General features: G+C 64.7%; 14 protein-coding genes. 6 read left to right on the forward strand and 8 right to left on the reverse strand.

The window, feature by feature from the left end:
- Positions 1-27: 27 nt before the first annotated feature.
- The 7 genes from ACN0S5_RS12655 to ACN0S5_RS12685 form a co-directional block, all read right to left on the reverse strand.
- Positions 28-987: an alpha/beta fold hydrolase gene (locus ACN0S5_RS12655; RefSeq protein WP_417208923.1), complete on the reverse strand. Its 960-nt coding sequence runs from the start codon at positions 985-987 to the stop codon at positions 28-30.
- A gap of 34 nt (positions 988-1,021) precedes the next feature.
- On the reverse strand, positions 1,022-1,948 hold the full coding sequence (locus tag ACN0S5_RS12660) for a homoserine O-succinyltransferase (protein ID WP_417208682.1): 927 nt from the start codon (positions 1,946-1,948) through the stop codon (positions 1,022-1,024).
- 76 nt (positions 1,949-2,024) lie between these two features.
- On the reverse strand, positions 2,025-2,882 hold the full coding sequence (locus tag ACN0S5_RS12665; RefSeq protein WP_417208684.1) for an ATPase: 858 nt from the start codon (positions 2,880-2,882) through the stop codon (positions 2,025-2,027).
- Positions 2,883-2,940: 58 nt separating this feature from the next.
- Positions 2,941-3,846, reverse strand: coding sequence for a DMT family transporter (locus ACN0S5_RS12670; RefSeq protein ID WP_417208685.1), 906 nt, complete (start codon positions 3,844-3,846; stop codon positions 2,941-2,943).
- Between the two features lie 133 nt (positions 3,847-3,979).
- Positions 3,980-5,260: an outer membrane protein transport protein gene (locus tag ACN0S5_RS12675; protein ID WP_417208687.1), complete on the reverse strand. Its 1,281-nt coding sequence runs from the start codon at positions 5,258-5,260 to the stop codon at positions 3,980-3,982.
- 171 nt (positions 5,261-5,431) lie between these two features.
- Positions 5,432-6,295: a DMT family transporter gene (locus tag ACN0S5_RS12680; RefSeq protein WP_417208688.1), complete on the reverse strand. Its 864-nt coding sequence runs from the start codon at positions 6,293-6,295 to the stop codon at positions 5,432-5,434.
- A gap of 321 nt (positions 6,296-6,616) precedes the next feature.
- The gene (locus tag ACN0S5_RS12685) at positions 6,617-6,931 is read right to left on the reverse strand and encodes a DUF1476 domain-containing protein (protein ID WP_417208689.1); all 315 of its coding nucleotides are present in this window, start codon (positions 6,929-6,931) and stop codon (positions 6,617-6,619) included.
- 285 nt (positions 6,932-7,216) lie between these two features.
- On the opposite strand from ACN0S5_RS12685, the gene purC reads away from it, so the two are divergent.
- Positions 7,217-7,978 carry a phosphoribosylaminoimidazolesuccinocarboxamide synthase gene (gene purC, locus ACN0S5_RS12690; RefSeq protein ID WP_417208690.1) on the forward strand — a complete coding sequence of 254 codons (762 nt, stop codon included), beginning with the start codon at positions 7,217-7,219 and terminating at the stop codon, positions 7,976-7,978.
- 248 nt (positions 7,979-8,226) lie between these two features.
- Complete coding sequence (locus ACN0S5_RS12695) at positions 8,227-10,827, forward strand: trypsin-like peptidase domain-containing protein (protein WP_417208692.1); 2,601 nt, start codon at positions 8,227-8,229, stop codon at positions 10,825-10,827.
- On the opposite strand, the gene ACN0S5_RS12700 is transcribed toward ACN0S5_RS12695, so the two are convergent.
- On the reverse strand, positions 10,828-10,992 hold the full coding sequence (locus tag ACN0S5_RS12700; protein WP_417208694.1) for a hypothetical protein: 165 nt from the start codon (positions 10,990-10,992) through the stop codon (positions 10,828-10,830).
- Positions 10,993-11,032: 40 nt separating this feature from the next.
- On the opposite strand from ACN0S5_RS12700, the gene ACN0S5_RS12705 reads away from it, so the two are divergent.
- The 4 genes from ACN0S5_RS12705 to ACN0S5_RS12720 all read left to right on the forward strand — a co-directional run bounded on the left by ACN0S5_RS12705 (position 11,033) and on the right by ACN0S5_RS12720 (position 17,251).
- Entirely contained in the window at positions 11,033-14,308 is a 3,276-nt protein-coding gene (locus ACN0S5_RS12705) for a right-handed parallel beta-helix repeat-containing protein (RefSeq protein ID WP_417208695.1), read from the forward strand.
- A 112-nt stretch (positions 14,309-14,420) separates the two neighbouring features.
- Complete coding sequence (gene purS / locus ACN0S5_RS12710; protein ID WP_417208696.1) at positions 14,421-14,651, forward strand: phosphoribosylformylglycinamidine synthase subunit PurS; 231 nt, start codon at positions 14,421-14,423, stop codon at positions 14,649-14,651.
- Positions 14,652-14,777: 126 nt separating this feature from the next.
- On the forward strand, positions 14,778-15,443 hold the full coding sequence (gene purQ, locus ACN0S5_RS12715) for a phosphoribosylformylglycinamidine synthase subunit PurQ (RefSeq protein WP_417208697.1): 666 nt from the start codon (positions 14,778-14,780) through the stop codon (positions 15,441-15,443).
- Positions 15,444-15,490: 47 nt separating this feature from the next.
- Positions 15,491-17,251, forward strand: coding sequence for a sensor histidine kinase (locus tag ACN0S5_RS12720; RefSeq protein WP_417208925.1), 1,761 nt, complete (start codon positions 15,491-15,493; stop codon positions 17,249-17,251).
- Positions 17,252-17,253 lie beyond the last annotated feature (2 nt).

Below are 17,253 nucleotides of genomic sequence, written 5' to 3' on the forward strand. Positions count from 1 at the left end.
TTAACGCAAACGCTTCGGGTGGCGGGTTCAGCGCAGACCGGCGCGGGTGGCGGCGCGGTGGATGGCCTCTATCACCGCGCCGGGACGGGCGTGTTGCGGCATGTGCCCGACGTCGGGCAGCGCGGTCAGCTGCACGTCGGGCAACAGCTTTGCCGCAGCCACGGCGTGAATGTCGAACCCCACGGTCTTGTCCGCCGTGCCGTGCAGCAATTCGACCGGCAGGTCGAGGGTGGGATAGCGGGCCGACATATCGGTCAGCGCGGGGCGCAGGTGATAGACCTGCCGTCCGTTGGCGCGGATGACAGGGCGTTGCAGGCTGAGACCGGGGCCAACGTGGGCAAGATAGCCATCGGGCATGTCTTGCGGGGCAAAAATTCCCGCAACCGCATCGCGGGTGCCCATCGGATCAAGGAACGCGGTGACCAAGGGCGCGACCAGCGCGCCGCCAAAGGCGTGGCCCAACAGCCGATACTGAAAATCCAGATCACCGGGCCAGGGCATGATCGCCCCGCCCAGCGTGACCAGCGCCGCCGCGTCATGGTCCAGACCCCATGCCATCGCCACCGCCCCGCCAAAGGAGTGACCGACGACAACAGGCCTGTGAACCCCCAGTTGCGCGGCGGCGGCGGCCAGAAGCGCCGCCTGATCCTGCGGCGTCTCGGCCTTGGTGTTGAACGCGCCGCGATACATCTCGCGCCGCCCGCTGTAGCCCAGTCCGGGCCGGTCAAAGACCGTCACGCGGTAATCCTGCGCCAGCTTGTCCACCAGATCGAAGGTAAAGTCGCGCAGGTTGCCGCTGGCCCCGTGCAGCAACACCACATCCGGGCCGCTGCCGCGTTGCACATAGTGGATCGGCACGCCGTCCACCTCGACAAAGGCGCCCACGGCGGGCCAGCGGTCCAGCGCCGCCGCCTCGCGAATCCCGGCACGCCACTGCACAAAGACGCCGCCCCCCAGCAGCGATGCAATAAGAAACGTTCCGATCATGCGCAGCACTGTTCCTGTCCTGTCCGTCTGCCCCTCAGCGGGCCGTCCCGATGGAAGATATCTCAAACGGGGTCGACTGGTAGATCTCATTGATCCAGTTGCCGTAAAGCAGATGCGCGTGGCTGCGCCAACGGTTCTGCGGCGGCAGGGCGGGGTTGTCGTCGGGATAGTAGTTGGCGGGCACGTTGATCGGTGTGCCGCTCTCTATGTCGCGGTCATACTCTTCCTTGAGCGTGCCGCTGTCGTATTCCAGATGGTTGAAGATATACAGCGCGCGGTGGCAGGGATCTTCGATCAGGCAGGGGCCGGTCTCGGTCGAATCGATCAGCACCGGCAGTCCGGCGGCGGCCACCTCTTCGCGGCGAATTTCGGTCCAGCGGGAAACCGGGATCACCATGTCATCGGAGAAACCGCGCAGATAGGGTGAGGCGGGCGCAAGGTTCTGGTGCCGCACCGCGCCAAAGGCCTTGGCCTCCAGCAGGTGTTTCTTCACCCCGTGGAAATGGTTGATCATCGCCATCCCGCCCCAGCAGACGCCAAAGGTGGAATGGACATGGGTTTGGGTCCAGTCAAAGACCTGACGCAGCTCGTCCCAATAGGTGACCTCGTCAAAGGGCAGATGTTCGATCGGCGCGCCGGTGATGATCAACCCGTCGAACTTTTCTCCGCTCTCGGCCACGTCCGAGAAGGGCCGGTAAAAGTTCTCCATATGTTCGGCGGCGGTGTTCTTGGCCTGATGCTCGCTCATCCGGATCAGCGACAGTTCGATCTGTAGCGGCGTGGCGCCGATCAGCCGACAAAACTGGTTTTCGGTCTGGATCTTCTTCGGCATCAGGTTCAACAACCCGATGCGCAGCGGCCGGATGTCCTGACGCGCGGCGTGCTCTTCTGCCATGACCATGACGCCCTCGCGCGTGAGCACGTCAAAGGCGGGCAGGTCGGAGGGCAGCTTGATGGGCATGTCAGGGGTCCTGTTGCGGCGAAGCGGTTAGATAGGGGATCGGCGGGGCCGGGACAAGGCGCGTGCGACCGCAGACCTAGCCGGGCAGGGCGCTGGCGATAAGGTCGGTGAAGTCTTCCTCGTTTTGCACGCGGGCCATATCCTCGGCCTCGACCGTCACGCCCCATTTCTGCGCCATGCCTTCGTACAGCGGCTGGCGGTGCGCCAGCGCGCGGGCATAGGTCCAGCGGATAAAGGCGTCCGGGTCGACCTTGTCCTCGGTCAGGCCGGTCTCCGCCAGATAGGCGGCCCACCCGGCGGCAAGGAAATCCGGGCGATAGGCCATTGGTTTCGGGGCCTTGTCAAAGCGGCGGATCAACTCGTCCGTATGGGCGTCAGAGCCGCGCACCCAGACCATCAGTGCCTGCTGGCTGAGCGCGGTCAGGATCTCGTCGTCGGGATTTTCCGGATCGACCCATTCGCAGATGCTGCCGCCGGTGTCGCAGATGAAATGCGGATAGCCATAGAGGTCTTCGGCGCGAGAGATAAAGTATTCCGTGTCCAGCAACGCCTGCCGTTCGGCACGTTCGAACTGGGCCTGCCGGCGGCGGTACTCGACCATCGGCAGGCCGCCCTTGGCCGGGTTTCCGGGCTTGCCCAGATAGGTCGAGACCGGCGTCAGGTTATGGAAAGAGATGTTCGACCCGATGTAGATCGAATCCGTCATCAGCAGATCGCGCAGGAACGGCACCTGCATCGCGTGCCGCTTGGCGTTGTCGACGATGTATTCGCCCATGTAGCGGGTGCCGATGCGGTAATCGATCGAGTAGTGGAACCAGCTGCCGGTGCCGCGCAACAGGTTCGACACATGGGTCTTTCCCAATCCCGACATGGCAAAGAGGACCACGCGTTTCTTCGGCGCATCGCGCCACGCGCGGGCATTGGGGTAGAGCATCGCAAGTCTTTCCCTGAAAACCGGTTTCAGGATGACCTACGCGCGGCGCGGCGCGGCGTCAAACCCTGACCGCACGGGCATACAGCCGCCCGTCCAATACGCTGAGCCCAAGCGCCAGCAGCGCCAGCCCGGCATAGGCCCCGGTGTGCAGATCCTCGCCGCGCACCAGCGCGCCCAGAAAGATCGCCGTGGGCGGGATCAGCAGCGTAACCAGCATCAGGTTGCCCGACCCGGCCATCGCCAGCACCCGGTAGTACAACAGATAGGCCAGCGCGGTGGCAATTAGCGCATAGTACAGGATCGCGGCCCATGTGGCCGGGGCAAGGGCCACGGAGGGCGCGCCCTCGGCCACCAGCGCCAGCGGCAGCATGATCGCGGTCGAGCAGGTCAGCATCCCGGCGGCGGCGGCCAGCGGGGCCAGCCCGCTCAGCCGAATGCGCGCCCATGCCCCCGCACAGGCATATGAAAATGTCCCCGCTATCACAGCAAGTTGCGCGGTCGAGGTGAGGTCAAGGTTAAGCAGGGCCATCGGCCCGATGGCGGTCACCACACCGGCAAACCCCAGACCGACCCCCAGCGCCTTGCGCGGCGTCAGGCGCTCATCGGCAAAGACCATCGCCGCCACAACCACGCCAAAGATCGCCGTCGTGGCGTTCAGGATCGAGGTCAGGCCAGTGGGGATATGCAACTGTCCCCAGGCCATCAGCGAAAACGGAATGGCGTTGTTCAGCAACCCCATCCCGAACAGCGCGACCCAGACCCGCCGCCCCATGGGCAGGGGGATGCCGCGCAACAGGATCACCGGCCAGAGCACGGCGGCGGCGATGCCGGTGCGGAACAGCACCGAGGTCAGCGGCCCGATTTCATCCAGTGCCGTGCGGATCGCCAGAAACGATCCGCCCCAGATCAGGCTCAGCAGGACCAGTTCGGCCCAGGCGCGCGGGGAAAGAGAGGTCTGTGTCATGGCATCTGGATACCCTTGGGCCAGCGCGCGGGCGATCCGGAAAATGCGGTTTCATCACCCGCCGGAACAGGAAACGCCCGGACCCATGCGGGTCCGGGCGCGTCCTTGTCGCAATGCCGGAAAGGCAGAGGAATCAGAAGGTCACTTCGGCCTTGAACCCGATGCCGACCGCGTGGTTGTCACGGAACTCGGCGGCCTTGATCCCGGCGACCCCTGCGTCTGCATCGCCCAGCCAGGAATAGTTGATCCCGCCAGAGATCTTGACCGGGCCCTCAGTGAACTGGCCACCAAAGGAAATACCCTTCAGCCCGTCAGTCGGACCCAGCGGCGACACGGTCCGGTTGCCGGTGGGCGGCTCATAGCTGAGCGTGACCGAACCCGCGAAACGATCATTGAACCGCTTGGCGACACCCAGCGTAAAGCGGTGCGCATCGTCGAGGTTCACAAGGTCGCTGCCCAGCCGCGTTGGAATGATGTCCACCGCCGAAAACTCTGTCCAGCGATAGGAGGCGGTGAGCAGGGTGCCCGCCGCGATCCCGGTCTGGAACTCAAGGTTGAAGCTTTGCGGTGAGACATAGTCGATCTCATCGTCGTAGCCCGGTGTGGTGCCGTCGAAAGTGGTGCCAAGCAGGCCTTCGCTGATGGTGGCGGTGTGCTTGGTTTCAAACCGATAGGTGCCCGCGATGCGCAGGGCGATATCGGGGATCTCATAGGCCGCGCCGATCAGGTAGTTCGGGCTGGTGGATTCCTTCATCCGGAAGGTATAGCCGCCGGTGGCGTTGAACCCGCCGACCGCGCCTGCAACCGCGCCGCCCAGTGCGGCGGTGGTGCCCGCGCCATAGGTGGTGTCGATCAGCGTGGCGGCGGCGGCATCGCCGCGCAAAGCAGCCCCCAGCGTCGCCGGATCAAGGCCGGGCACGGTGCGCGCCACACCGGCGGTCGCGATGGCCCCCGCATAGGCCTGACCGTTCAGCGACACATCCGCGTCGATGCTTTGCGCGCCGATGCCCGCAAAGACGCTGATGCGGTCGGTGATCTTGTAGCGGCCGACGATGGTCATCGCGTTGCTGTTGAGATCCGCCTTGGTCCCGCCCAGGGCGGAGGTCAGCGGATCGGCGTTGTAATCGACATCGACGCCATAAGGCTTGTCGGCGATGAACGCCCAGTTGAACCGCGCGTTGACCGATTTGGTGAACGACAGTCCGGTCTGCGAATAGCGCTTGGCGACATCGTAGCTGGACCCGCCCGCATCGGTGCCGGTCACCGAAGGCGTCACCAAGCCAAAGGTCAGCGCGGTGCTGCCGTCCTCGGCAAAGATGGCGGACGCGCTCTGTCCCGAGCGATCGAGTCCGGCGGCAAAAGCCGATCCGGTGGTCAAGGCCAGGACGCTGGCCCCCACAAGCATGTTCTTCATTCTTATATCCCTCGTCCCCTGAGCGTGGGGTGTCTCCTGCGACAAAAGCTACGGGGGAGATGGCTGTTCGGTCAATCTTTGACCGGACGTCACCCTTTGCGCGCGCAACGCAGCGTCACGTTTTTGTAACAGCTTGAACGGAGAGGGGCCGCGGGCGTTAACCTTTTGGCATCACGCGCGTTTGCGGGTTTCGAACCAGATATTGGCGTAATTGGCGCCAAAGATCACCAGTGCCCCGACCAGAACCAGCGGGTCCAGCGGTTCGGTGTAGAGCAGCACGCCGACAATCGCGATCACCGGCAGACGGGCAAAGTCGATGGGCATGACCACCGTGGCCGGGGCCAGCGACAAAGCGGTGGTCAGACAGAAATGCGCCACCAGCCCGGCAAAGGCGATCAGCACCACCCAGGGCAGGCTAGCCAGGGAAGGCAGGGTGATGTCGCCGTCGATCCCGGCGCAGATCAGGCCAAAGGCCGCCTGCATGACCGTCAGCCAGAACAGGATGCAGGTGATCTTTTCGGTGCGTGTCAGCAGCCGGGTATAGACTGCGGACCCGGCAAAGCCGATGGCCGCAAGGGCGGCGGTCAACTGGCCGATATGGGCGGTTTCCGGTGACGGGCGGGTGACGATCAGAATGCCGATAAAGCCGACCACGGCGGCGGCGACACGATTGGGGGTCAGCCGCTCTGACAGGATCAGCGCGCTCAGCACCATGACCCAGAACGGCGAGGTGAACTCCAGCGCAAAGACCTGCGCCAGCGGGATCGCCGCGATCGAGTAGAACCACAGGTTCTGGCCCGAGAAGTGAAAGATGTTGCGCAGCAGATGGGTGCCCATGCGGCGGCGGGTGATATCGCCCAACCGGCCCGCGAGGCCCGCGACCCCCACCACGATGACGATGCCGATCAACGAGCGGAACAGCATGATCTCAAAGGTGTCGAGGTCAAGGCTGACCGCCCGCCCGGCAATGGCCATCACCGTAAAAGAGGCGATGGCGCCCGTCATCCAGAGGCAGCCGCGCAGGGTATCGTGCATGGGAAATGGTCCTGTTCGTTCCGCCGCGCATCTGTGCAGAGCGCCCCGTAAATGTCCAGTGGCGGAAAAGGGGGCGCTGCCCCCGCCGCCCTGCGGGCGTCCCCCCCGGGGGATTTTTACAGAGAAGAAGCCCGGCGCGGCAGGATTGCCGGATAGCGGCGGGGGGGTATCGGTGGCGTGGTACTGCTGGCGTGGTCCGCGCTGCGGCGGCGCTGAACGGGCGTCACGTCTGAGGGGATTGCGCCAGCCCGGATTTGTGCCGCGCAAGCAAAAGGGCCGGTCGCAAAGCGCCCGACCCTTGGTCTCCGGTCCGACCTTTGGTCAGACCTCTTTCATGATCTGGTCCTTGGCGATGACCAGCAGGCTGCCGCGTTTGGCGCGGATCTCATCCGCGGTGGCCTTGTCGCCCAGATCGCCCGCGACCTTGCGCACCACGTCCTCATGGCCGGCTTCTTCGAAGTCCGCCTTGACGACCGCGATGGCGTAGGCGCTGGCGTCGTCGCCGGTCTTGCCCAGCAGTTCCGCCGCCCAGAGGCCCAGCAGCTTGTTGGCGCGCGCCTCGGCCCGGAACTTCATTTCCTCGTCATGGGCGTATTTGTTCTCGAACGCGTTTTCGCGGTCATCGAAGGTGGTCATTGCTCTCGCTCCCTCGGGAAAAATGGTTTGTGCAAGGTATGCCGCCCCCGAGGCCGCTTCGCAAGGCTGCGCAGGCGACCTGCGGCATAGAAACCACTTCGCGCCCCCCCGCGGCGGCGGTTTGCCGGGATCGACGGTCGGCGCGCGGCGTGGCCGGCTCGCCATGGGGCCCGGTGGAGCGGCCCATACGCGACGGGCAGTCTCTTGCAGCGGCGGCTCCCATGGCTTATGGCATCGGCACACCGCGCTTCGGCGCGGTTTCGTTGTTTCCCGGAAAGGGCCCTCATGGCACGGCGCAAGAAAATCTACGAAGGCAAGGCGAAGATCCTTTACGAAGGCCCCGAGCCGGGCACCATCGTGCAATACTTCAAGGATGACGCGACCGCCTTCAACGCCGAAAAGAAGGACGTGATCGAGGGCAAGGGCGTTCTGAACAACCGCCTGAGCGAATATTTCATGGTCGGCCTGAACGGCATCGGCGTGCCGACGCATTTCATCAAGCGTCTCAACATGCGTGAGCAGCTGGTCCGCGCCTGCGAGATCATTCCGCTGGAAATCATCGTGCGCAACTATGCCGCCGGGTCGCTGTCCAAGCGTCTGGGCATCGAAGAGGGCACCGCCCTGCCGCGCCCGGTCGTCGAATACTGCTACAAGGACGACAAGCTGGGCGATCCGCTGGTGACAGAGGAACACATCGGTGCCTTCGGCTGGGCCAGCCAGCAGGACATGGATGATATCGTGGCGCTGGCGCTGCGGGTGAACGACTATATGTCCGGGCTGATGTACGGTGTCGGCATTCGACTGGTCGATTTCAAGATCGAGGTCGGGCGTGTCTATGACGGCGACTATCAGCGCCTGATCGTGGCGGATGAGATTTCACCCGACAGCTGCAGGTTGTGGGACATCGAGACCGGCCAGAAGCTGGACAAGGACGTGTTCCGCCATGACCTTGGCAGCCTTGCGGATGCCTATACAGAGGTCGCGCGCCGTCTGGGTGTGATGCCGAAACAGGCCACCCACATCGCAAAGCCGAAGCTGATAAACTGAACGGTGTGATCCGGCTGGTGTGATCAGGAGGGGCTGAAACCACGTGGCGCGCCGGTCCCGGCGGGCCTGACGGTGGCGCGGGCCGCGCATGACGGGTCCGCGACCGGGACCGGTCCCCCCGGAGCAGCAGGCTGCGGCAGATCCGTGGCGCGCGCCCGGATCGGACCACCGTGCCGGGATTCCGGACTTGGCGGAACCACGTCCACAGGCGTAGGGTGACGACATTCCTTTTCCCGACGAGGCCCGACATGCGCCGAGTGTTTGCAATTTCTGCCATTGCCCTGCTGGCCGCCGCGCCGCTTTGCGCGCAACCGGTCGAATTTGACCCGTCGGATTTCGGCAAGATCGTCGTCGCCAAACGGCAATCCGCAGGCACCGGCTTTGTTCTGGAACAGGCCTTTGGCGACTACCAGAACGAACCCGTCATCTCCTACGGCGAAAAGAGCATCGCGCGCCGCCTTGGCCGTCCGGTCGGGCGGCTGGACGTGCTTTATGGCAATGGCAAGACCGGCTATTGCACCGCCTTTATCGTGGATAGTGAACACCTTGTGACCAACAACCACTGTATCCCCGGCGTCGGCGATCCGGGGGTTCAGGCGGCGCAATTTGTGGCGGGCTATGTCGATGCCGCCCATCCAGACACCGCCGAGAAATTTCAGGTGCAGCTTCAGGCGCTGGAAACCAGCGCGCCGCTGGATTATTCGGTGCTGCGCGTCTTTGGCGACCCGTCGGCCCGGTACGGCACGGTGGAACTGGCCGACGCCGACCCCGAAAGCTCAGAGTTTCTCTGGATCATCGGCCATCCGCAGGGGCAGGCCCAACATATCAGCCGCGAAGGCTGTGCCGCCGCCGATCCGCCGGTCTCGACCGAGGGCAAGGTGGTGCACAGTTGCGATACGCTGGGCGGCAACTCCGGGTCTCCGGTGTTTCGCATTTCCGACCGGCAGGTGGTGGCGCTGCACCACGCCGGCGACAGCCGCACCGGGTTCAACTTTGCCATTCCGATGACGCGCATTCTGGCCAACAGCAAGATCCTCAAGGCGGCCGCCCCCGCCGGTCCGATTGCGCCGCCGCCGGACGCCAAAAGCGCCTGTGAGGTGCTGTGGGGGGCTGCGGAACAACATGGCTGCCTTGGCTATCAGACCTTTCTGTCGCAATGCGGCGATCACGTTCTGGCCCCGCTGGCGCGCGGTCTGGCGGATCGGTCCTGCAAGGCGGATGTCGCCACCACACCGCCCACCGGCGGACCGGACCCGGCCGATGACCGTCTGAAGACCGAAATTGCCAAGGCGCTGGAAACCGCAGAGCGGCAGCGCGCCGAGATTTCCAAGGAAAGCGCCGCCGCCGAACGGGCGGTGCGCAGTCTGCAAGGCACCCTGAACCGCGCGCGGGCGCGGGCAGGCGATGCGGAATCCTCGTTCAAGCCGGGCAGCGCCGAGGTGGCGGGCCTGTGGCGCGGCGTCGCCGACCAGATCGACAGCGCCCTGTCAGAGGCCAGCGCGCGGGCGCAGGTCATGCCACGTATGCTGGACGACATGGACCGCCTGATCGACACCCTGCGCGGCGCGACGACAGAGGCAGAGGTGGATTCGGTCACCAAACGCACTTCCACCCTGTCCGAATCCAGCCGTGAGCGGCTGGCCTTTGTGGTGGCGCGCAAGACCGTCGTTGATAAGCTTTTTGCCGAAGGAGAGGCGACCGTGGTGGTGTTGTTGCAGGACTCGGTCAGGGATCAGACCGACACCTCGGCGGCCATCGCCCTGCGCAGCAAGATCCAGCAGGCGCAGACCGCGTCTCGCGCCCATCTCTCTGCGGCCCGCAAGGCCGGGATCGAGGCGCTGGAACATTATGCTGTCCATGAGCTTCTGATCCGCGATGCCTATGCGCAGGCTGCGGCAGCGAGAAAAGAGACCGGCCCGGCCAGCGCCGAGAGTGCCGCCCTGTGGGAGGCTCTGGCGCGCGGGCTGTCCGGAGAAGCGCGGCGGATGAAAAGCCGTGTCGACGGCATGCAGCGGTTTACCGATACCATCTCGACCACGCTGGCCACGCTGCCGGACGCCACGACAGAGGCGGATGTGACAACCACTCTGTTGCGGATCGAAGGCAACGCCGACCTGTCGGCGGATTGGCTGGGGCAGGTCGCAACCCGCACCGCCAGCGCGCGCGAACAATTCGCCGAGACAGAGGTCAAGGTGGCGGCGCTGCGGGCGACGGCGGAATCCACCACCGCCCGCCCGGCCATCGTCACCCGCTGCCTTGAGGTGGCCATGCCGATGTTCGCGGTCGAGGGCATCGCCGGTGTCTCGCGTGAGGATTTTGACGCCGGATCGGCAGAACTGGCCTGTAGCGCCGCGCGCAAGGTCAGTGACGACCCGGCGGTGCACTACGGGCTGGCGCGGGCGCTGATCGACCGCAAGCGGTACGATGAGGCGCTGCGGATCCTGCAAAATCCGCGCATGGACGGGTTTATCCCGGCGCGCTACTCGCTGGGCGTGGCCTACAACAGCGCGCTGGGTGTCCGTCAGGACTATGGCAAAGCTCTCGCGCTCTACCACGAGGCGACCAATGCGGGCTATCCGCAGGGCAAGTTCTCGCTGGGTGTGTATTACAGCCTCGGGCGGGCGGTCCGGGTGGATCACGCGCGGGCCGGGGCCTTGCTGGTGGAGTCCATCGCCGACGGCTATGCCCATCCGATCACGCAATTGCACAAACTGCCGGGCGCGACGACGCGGGCGATCCAGCTTGAACTGGTCACGCGCGGATATCTGTCCAGCCGGGATGTCGACGGGGCCTTTGGGCCAACCACGCGGCGCGCGCTGGAACAACTGGCCGCCGCCGCGGCGCGCTGATCACGTAACGGTGACCATGACGGATACAGCGGCGCGGCGCGCCGCTGTTTCGGCGATTGTTTCCGCATTGAAAAAACTGAAATCGTGGCCGGAAACACCCGCTTTCGCTGCTGTCGCGCCGGGAAAGGCAAGGAATTCTTTACTTGGCGGCAGGGGCACGGTCACGGTACGTTCAGACTGTATTCTTGCCAACGGGGACATTGTCATGCGTCTACTCATCTCAGCACTCGCACTTTGTGCAGGGGCGGTTGCCGGCGGCCAAGCCGCCGCGCAAACAGCACCCGCCGAGTTCGATCCAACGGATTTCGGAAAGATCATCATTCAGCCGCGCCAGTCCGCTGGCGGGGATGGTCTGGTCTTTGAACAGGCCTTCGGCGATTACCAGAACGAGCCGATCATCAAATACGGTGAAAACAGCCCGATCATCAAACTGGGCCGCCCGATCGGTCGTCTCGACATGCTGTTCACCAACGGAAAGACCGCATTTTGCACGGCCTTTATCGTCGATGACCAGCACATCCTGACCAACCACCACTGCATTCCCGGCATGGACGGCGATCCCACGGGGCGTGACAGCGGCGTGCAGGCGGCGCAATTTGTGGCCGGTTTCATCAAGCCCGGCAGCTCCGAAGGGGTCGACCGCTACACCGTCAGCCCGCAGATCATCGAAACCAGCCGCGAGCTGGACTACACGGTGCTGCGCGTCTTCGGCAATCCCTCGACCAAATACGGCATGCTGGAACTGGCAGAGGAAGATCCGGAAGACAGCGAATTCCTCTGGATCATCGGCCACCCGCAGGGGCAGGCCATGCACATCAGCCGCGAAGGCTGTGCCGCCGCCAACCCGGCGATCTCGGCCGAGGGCAAGCTGATGCACAGCTGCGACACGCTGGGCGGCAACTCCGGCTCGCCGGTCATTCGCCTGTCCGACAAGCGCGTTATCGGCCTGCACCACGCAGGCGACAGCCGCTCCGGCTTTAACATGGCGATCCCGATGACGCGGATTCTGCCGCAAAGCCGGGTGCTCAAGGCCTCGACCGGACCGGCAACCGGGCCGACCCGGACACCCACCCCGACGCCCACCCCGACCCCGCAGGTCAACGCCTGCTCGGCGATGTGGGCCGAGGCCAAGATCCTTGGCTGTGCCGGATATGAGGCCTATGCCGCCGATTGCGGCGACCACACCTTTGCCTCGATGGCGGCACGCATCATCGAGCGCGAGTGCGGCGTCCCGGTCAAGCCGGACAACACCGACATCGTCAAGCCCAAGGAAATTGACGGGCCGCTGCTGACGGTCAAGGCCTCGGGCGGTGACTATTCCGAACTGGCCGATGCCATCGCGGCCGCCGATCCTGGCACCCGGATCGAGGTCTATCCCGGCACCTACACCCGTGGCATCGACGTGGCCAAGCCGCTGGAAATCATCGGCATCGGCAACAAGCGCGACATCGTTCTGAAGGTCTCCGAGGACAACTCTGTCCGCTGGACCGCAGAGTCGGGCCGCATCGCCAACATGACCATCGCCCAGGACGGCGGCAAGTTCTTCAACTTTCACCTCGCCGCAGGCTCGGTGATCCTTGAGGACAGCGACCTGACCTCCAAGGGTCTGGCCGTGCTGGCCATCCGCAACAACAGCGGGGCCACCATCCGCCGCAACACCATCCACGACGGTGCGCAGGGCGGTATCTTCATGTTCGAAAGCGGCAAGGCGCTGATCGAAGACAACGAGATCTACGGCAACAGCCTTGCCGGTCTTGAGGTCAAGGAAGGCGCCGATCCCATCGTCAAGGGCAACATCATGCGCGACGGCGGCGGCTCTGGCATCTTCATCAACGAAGGCGGCAAGGGCCGGTATGAGGGCAACACCGTCTTCAACAACGCGCTGTCGGGTATCGAGGTAAAGGCTGCCGACAACCCGCTGATCTCTGGCAACACCATCCGCGACGGCCAGCAGGGCGGGATCATGACCTCGGACGATGCGGTGTCGCGCATCACCAAGAACGAGATCTACGGCAACGCCTATGCCTCGATCGAGATCAAGACCGGGGCCAACCCGCAGGTCTATGACAACATCCTGCGCGACGGTCAGCAGTCCGGTATCTACATCCACGACGGCGGCAACGGTGTGATCGAGAACAACCAGATCATCCGCAACGCGTTCTACGGAATCTCGGTGAAGGGCGACTCCAAACCCATCGTGCGCTCCAACACCATCGCCAGCAACGTCTACGAGGCGATCCGCATCCGCGAAGGTGGCGGCGGCACCTATGAGCGCAATGACCTGTCGAAAAACACCGCAGGCACCTTCCGCATCGAATCCGACGCCGGCAACGTGATCCGCATCGGCAACATCGAAGTGCCGGGGCAGGTCACAACCACGCCCAAGCCGGATCTCAGCGTCAACGTCCTGACGGTCAAGGCCTCGGGTGGCGGTGACTATTCTGATCTGGCCGCGGCCGTGGCAGCCGCCGACCCGGACACCCGGATCGAGGTCTATCCCGGCACCTATACCCGTGGCATCGACGTGTCGAAGCCGCTGGAAATCGTCGGGGTCGGGCCGGTGTCTGACATCGTGCTGAAAGTGGCCGATGACAACGCGGTGCGCTGGACGGCGGACTCGGGCCGGATTGCCCGCATGACGATCCTCCAGGACGGTGGCAAATACTTCAACGTCCACATCGCCGCCGGGTCCGTGACCCTTGAGGACAGCGTCCTCAGCTCCAAGGGTCTGGCCGTGCTGGCCATCCGCGACAACAAGGATGCCACCATCCGCCGCAACACCATCCGCGACGGCGCTCAGGGCGGTATCTTCATGTTCGAAGGCGGCAAGGCCACCATCGAAGGCAACGAGATCTACGGCAACAGCCTTGCCGGTCTTGAGGTCAAGGAAGGCGCCGATCCCTATGTCACCGGCAACACCATGCGCGATGGCGGCGGCTCTGGCATCTTCATCAACGAAGGCGGCAAGGGCCACTACGAAGGCAACACCGTCTACAACAACGGTCTCTCGGGCATCGAGGTGAAGGCCGCCGACGATCCGCTGATCATCGGCAACACCATCCGCGATGGCCAGCAAGGCGGGATCATGACCTCTGATGGTGCCATCTCGCGCATCACCGGAAACGAGATCTACGGCAATGCCTACGCCGGGATCGAGATCAAGACCAACGCCAACCCCTCGGTCTATGAAAACACCCTGCGGGACGGCCAACAGTCGGGCATCTACGTCCACGACGGCGGCAACGGTGTGATCGAGAACAACGAGATCTTCCGCAACGCGTTCTACGGCATCTCGGTCAAGGGCGCGTCCACGCCGATTGTCCGCGCCAACACGATCTCCAAGAACGTGTACGAGGCGATCCGCGTGCGCGAAGGCGGCGGCGGCACCTATGAGAACAACGATCTCACGGGCAACACCGCTGGCACCTTCCGGATCGAGGCCGACGCCGGCAGCGTGATCCGGCGCGGCAACAAGGAATAAGCGGCCCTCACGGACTGCGACGCGCCGTCCCTTCGGGGGCGGCGTTTTTCTTTGCCCTTGCATTCCCGCGCGTGATGCGGTTCCTGCGCGGCAAGCAATCGAGGGGACGATCATGAAAGTGCGCGTGCATGTGATGCTCAAGGACGGGGTGCTGGATCCGCAGGGCGAGGCCGTGCGCCACGCGCTTGGGGCGCTTGGCTTTGCGGGCGTCGGCTCTGTCCGTCAGGGCAAGGTCATCGAGATGGAACTGGCCGACGGCACCTCCGAGGCAACCGTGACCGATATGTGTGACAAGCTGCTCGCCAATACGGTGATCGAAAGCTACCGCATCGAAACGCTCTGATCCGGCGTCCTGCGGGACGCTTGGGGCCGGGGCCCGTTCCGGGGGGCGCAGACCGCCCATGTCTTGCCGAGGCGGCCAAAGGCCGCTAGGGCAGGGCGCATCCGCCAGACCGAGGGGAGTATACCCATGAAAGCCGCCGTCATCGTGTTTCCCGGTTCCAACTGCGACCGCGATCTGGCCCGCGCCTTTGAACAGGCCGGGTTGCAGGTCGATATGGTCTGGCACAAGGACACCGCGCTGCCCGCCGGTATCGACATCGTCGGCATTCCCGGCGGCTTTTCCTTTGGCGACTACCTGCGCTGCGGGGCCATCGCGGCCAACGCGCCGATTGTCGGCGCGGTCAAGGCCCACGCCGACCGTGGCGGCTATGTGCTGGGCATTTGCAACGGCTTTCAGGTGCTGACCGAAACCGGCCTGCTGCCCGGTGCCCTGCTGCGCAACGCCCGCCTGAAATACATCTGCCGCACCGTCGGCCTGCGCGCCGAGGCGCCTTCGGTCTATACCGAAGGCTACGGGGCGGGCACCGAAATCGCCCTGCCGATCGCGCATCATGACGGCAACTACTTTGCCGACGAGGCGACGCTGGATCGACTCGAAGGCGACGACCGCGTCGCCTTTCGCTACACCGACAACCCCAACGGCTCGGCCCGCGACATCGCCGGGGTGCTGTCCGCCAACCGCCGGGTGCTGGGCATGATGCCGCACCCCGAACGCGCAAGCGAAGCGGCGCACGGCAACGAGGATGGTGCGCGCCTTTTCGCCCATCTGACAGCGGCCCTGACCACCGCCTGACCTGAGCCGACTTGAGGGTCGGCCCCGCGCGGCCTATCCTGACCGCCATGGCAACGAGTGGCTCCAGGTCTGGTCTGCGTCGCGCCGGACCGTTCTCGGGCCGCGCGCGCATTGCGCTTGTGCTGTTGCTGCTGACGGCGGTGGGCACCGTCTGGATCACCAACTGGCTGCTGACCGAACGCTTTACCGAGACGACGCGCAACCGCGCCGAACTGCGGCTTGCGCTGTACTCGGGTAACCTGCTGTCCGAAATTCGCCGCAACGCCATTGTGCCGCAACTGCTGGCGCGCGACCCGGCGCTGATCTCCGCGCTCAACTCGCAGGACTTTTCGCAAAGCTCGCAGCGGCTGATCTCTTTCGCCGATGAGATCGGGGCCGCCTCGCTGATGCTGCTGGACCGCGACGGCCGCGCCGTCGCCGCCACCGACCGCAACCGGCTGGGGGAATCGCACCGCGAGGCGGCCTATTTCTTTGACGCGCTGCGCTCGAACACCACCGTGTTCACCGCGCTGGCGCAAGAGGCCGGCAACTACAGCTTTACCTACGCCCGCCGCATGGAAAGCGGCGGCGACACCGTCGGCGTCATCATGGTCGAGGTCGATCTGTCCAAGTTCGAAAGCGACTGGGCCAAGATCACCGACGCGGTCATCGTCACCAATTCCGAAGGCAAGATCATCCTGTCGACCGAACCGCGCTGGCGCGGTCTGACCCTGCAAGAGGCGCTGCTGCGCCAACCGGCGGAGGGGGCCATCGAACGCGCCATCCGGGCCACCGCCGACTGGACCGCGCAACAGGCCGACGCCTACCTGCGCGGCGAGGCGGTGATGCGTATCGACGGCACCATCCTGTTCCAGAACTGGACCCTGACCACCTTCACCACCTACACCTCGGTGCGCGAACGGGTGAACGCGGTGCTGGCGCTGGAGATCATGGGATTCGCCATCCTTGCGGCGCTGGTGTTCTACGCGCTGTCGCGGCAATCGGCGATCCGCATGGCGCTGTTCCAGCGCGACGCCACCGAACTGCGCGCCCTCAACACCCGTCTGAGCCGCGAAATCGCCGAGCGTGAGCGGGTGCAGAAAAACCTTGCCGTCGCCGAACAGTCGCTGGCGCAATCGTCGAAACTGGCCGCCCTTGGCGAGATGTCCGCCGCCGTCAGTCACGAATTGAACCAGCCGCTGGCGGCGATGAAAACCTATCTGGCGGGCGCACGCCTGCTGCTGCGCCGCAACCGCCCCGATGAGGCGCTGTCGGCCTTTCACCGCATCGACGACCTGATCGAGCGCATGGGCGCGATCACCCGTCAGCTCAAAAGCTTTGCCCGCAAGGGGCAGGAACAACTCAGCCCCGTCGACATGTCAGAGGCGCTGGCCTCGTCGCTTGCGATGATGGAGCCGCAACTGAAATCGCGCCGCGTCAAGATCACCAAGATCCTGCCCAACGGGCCGGTGCGCGTCATGGGCGACCGCATGCGGATCGAACAGGTTCTGGTTAACCTCTTGCGCAACGCGCTTGACGCCACCAAGTCCGTGGACGACCCGCAGGTCGAGATCATTCTCGCCTCGGGAGAAACCGCCACGCTGACCGTGCGCGACAATGGAACCGGGATCGAAGATCTGGATGCGCTCTTCGAGCCCTTTTATACAACCAAACTGCCCGGTGATGGCGTCGGCCTTGGGCTTGCCATTTCATCGGGTATCGTATCGGAACTGGGCGGGCGGCTGACCGCGCGCAACGGCGAGGACGGCGGTGCCGTCTTTGAAATGCAATTGCCCGTTCTGAACGAAACCACAGAAGCAGCGGAGTAAAC

The organism is Antarctobacter sp. (assembly GCF_048262615.1).
GTDB lineage: Bacteria > Pseudomonadota > Alphaproteobacteria > Rhodobacterales > Rhodobacteraceae > Antarctobacter.